Annotated in this window: 1 protein-coding gene; it reads left to right on the top strand. The window is 64.4% G+C overall.

Annotation, left to right across the window (positions count from 1 at the left end; genetic code table 11):
* Positions 1-828: 828 nt before the first annotated feature.
* On the top strand, positions 829-2,571 hold the full coding sequence (locus AC5RU7_RS20910; RefSeq protein WP_494053861.1) for a beta-galactosidase small subunit-related protein: 1,743 nt from the start codon (positions 829-831) through the stop codon (positions 2,569-2,571).
* Positions 2,572-2,968 lie beyond the last annotated feature (397 nt).

Here is a 2,968-nt window from a genome sequence, read left to right as displayed (position 1 = left end):
ACTGCACCCGGGAGGGTGTGGGAGAGTAGGACACCGCCGGACATAACATTAGTAGGGCCCTGACAATCACTGTCAGGGCCCTACCACTTTAACCACCACCCAACGTCAGGCACTAAGCCCCAGGACCGCCCCCCACGGATAACAGCTAGCCTGGCACACCTAGACTCGTCTCATGACCCGTACGGGAACTGGCGTCGGTGAAACCCGGGAGCGCATCGCTCCGGGCACGCGCCTACCTTTCAAACAACGCGCTCAAGCTCTCCCTGAATGGGGAGTGGCGCTTCCCGGTTGAGCCCCGGAGTCCGCTCCGCGCCGGCAGCCGGCTGGCAGTTGGGAGAGGAACTTGAAGGCTTCACCGCCCTGCCCGTCCCATCCAGTTGGCCAATGCACGGCCATGGCGCGCCCGCATATTCCAAGCTGCCAGCTACGTCGAAGACCAGGACATGTGGTGGCTCCCGGGAATTTTCCGGGATGTCACACTCCAGGCCCGCCCGGCGGCTGGCATCGATGATCTCTTCGTCCATGCCGGCTATGACCACGGAAGTCACGAAGGCGTGCTTCGCGTCGAGGCGAGCCGGGGCGGGAAGGCGATTGACGCCGTCGTACGCGTTCCCGCATTGGGGCTGGAACTACCGGCCGGGACGGAGGTGCGCGTCCCCGGCGTCGAACCCTGGTCGGCTGAGCTGCCGAAACTCTACGATGCATCGGTCAGCACTCCGGGCGAGACTGTCAGCCTGCAGCTGGGCTTGCGATCCGCAGTGGGAACCCGCGCTGCTGGACAGGAGGTAGCGAACGGTCGAGCGGGACAAGAACCACCCGTCCGTGATCATGTGGTCGCTCGGCAATGAGGCCGGCACCGGCAGGAACCTCGCGGCCATGTCGCGCTGGACCAAGGACCGCGACCCCTCCCGCCCCATCCACTACGAGGGGGACTGGTCCTCGCCCTACGTGGACGTCTACTCACGGATGTACGCAAGCCAGGACGAAACGGCACTGATCGGGCAGGGCATCGAACCGCCCCTCGAGGACGCGGCCCTGGAGGCCCGGCGCCGGGCCATGCCCTTTGTGCTGTGCGAGTACGCGCATGCCATGGGGAACGGCCCCGGCGGCATGACCGAGTACCAGGAGCTCTTCGAGCGGCATCCGCGCCTTATGGGCGGCTTCGTGTGGGAGTGGCTGGAGCACGGCATCACCGTGCAGTCCGCTGAGGGTGGTGAGTACTTCGGGTACGGCGGCGATTTCGGTGAGGAAATTCACGACGGCAACTTCGTCACGGACGGCCTGGTGGACGCGGACCGTAGACCGCGGCCGGGACTTCTGGACTACAAGAAAGTCGTCGAGCCGCTCAGGATTGAGGTGGCCGGGGACTGGTCCGGGTTCCGGATCCGCAACCTGCAGGACTTCGCCGACACCTCCGCGTATGAGTTCCGCTACACCGTTGAGACCGACGGCGGCCTGCTGGACGCCGGACCGGTACAGCTCGCGCCGTTGCCGCCGCAGTCCGAAACTGCGGTTCCCTTGCCCGCCGCCGTTGCGGACAGTGCCGCCGCACTTGCCCGTGCCGGACAGGCAGCGGTCTTGACGGTGCGGGCGGTTCTTGCGGCCGATTCTTCCTGGGCTGCCGCAGGCCATGAAATTTCATGGGGCCAGTCCGTCCTATCTGCCAGTACTGCTGAGCCTGCAGCGACCGAACGTGTCCTTGTCCTGGAAAACGAGCTGAGGCTGGGTCCGGCAGTCTTCAGCCGGATCACCGGGATGCCCATCCTCCTGGGAGATCTGCCTGTTGAGAAGCTGGGGCTGGTGCTGTGGTGGGCGCCCACCGACAACGACCTGGGCCGGGAATGGGCCAGCGAGGACCCGCGCCCGCTCGGCACGCAGTGGAAGGACGCCGGGTTGAACCGGCTGCACACCCGGCTTGTCGGCATCAGTGCCGAGGTAACGGCCGACGGCGGTGAGCGGCTCACGGTCCGCACGCGTGTGGGTGCCGCGGACAAGCAGTACGGAGTTCAGGTGGCTTATTCCTGGACCAGCGACGGCGCGTCCCTGGCTCTCCAGGCGAACGTCCGCCCGGAAGGGACCTGGGTCAACGCCGGCTTTGAGGTGGAATGGGCACGTATCGGCCTGGAGCTTGTCCTAGCAGGAGAGACGTCAGCAGTGAGCTGGTTCGGGAAAGGCCCGCACCAGAGTTATCCAGACACCGGCCAAGGTGCCCTTACGGGATGGTTCTCCCTTCCGCTCGCCGACCTGGACGTGGACTATGTCCGCCCCCAGGAATCAGGTGCGCGCTCCGGAGTCCGTTCCGCCTCCTTGGACGTTGCCGGAAGCCTGCTGCAGGTCAGGGGTGAGCCTTTTGCCCTGACAGTACGGCCGTACAGCCTGGCAGTCCTTGACGCGGCAGCCCACCGGCCAGAGCTTGGGGCAGATGGCATGACCTACATGTACCTGGACCATGTGCAGCGGGGAGTGGGCACGGCGGCTTGTGGGCCTGGTGTCCTGAAGCCGTACCGGCTGAAGCCCCGGGCGGCAGAGTTCACTCTCGTCTTCCGGACGGTAGGGGAAAGTCCAGTATGAGCCACTGCACACTTGCCCGCCGCGGGCGGTCTGGTACTGATGGCCCTCTGTTTGACCCTGGAATTCCCGTCATCACGGGGATTGTGGGGTTATGACTGACGAGGCAGGGGCGATTTGCCGTGAGCTTTATGGGCGTGTATTGTTTTCTGAGTTGCCGCCGCTGAAGCGGAAAAATAGCGGCCAAACCCCCTTTGAACAGCCTGGAAAAAGGTCCGCCTGCTAGCGCGCCTTGACCCGGTGGGGACTGATCACGAATGCTGCAACTGCTGGAAAGCGGATTTGCAAAGTATTCGGCGGTCGGGTAAGTTTGAAAAGTTGCTCCGGAGCGATCCTGAATGTTTGGTTTGGGTGGTGCCGGGTGTGTCTGTTGTTTGAGAACTCAATAGTGTGCCAAGTT

The sequence above is a fragment of the Arthrobacter sp. K410C genome (assembly GCF_059090105.1).
The sequence above is the reverse complement of the archived record's forward strand: the minus strand, read 5'-3'. Positions and strand labels throughout refer to the sequence as shown.

Bases quoted from the DNA above. Each gene is read 5' to 3' on its own strand.
- AC5RU7_RS20910 (WP_494053861.1), top strand. From the start codon at position 829: ATGTGGTCGCTCGGCAATGAGGCCGGCACCGGCAGGAACCTCGCGGCC.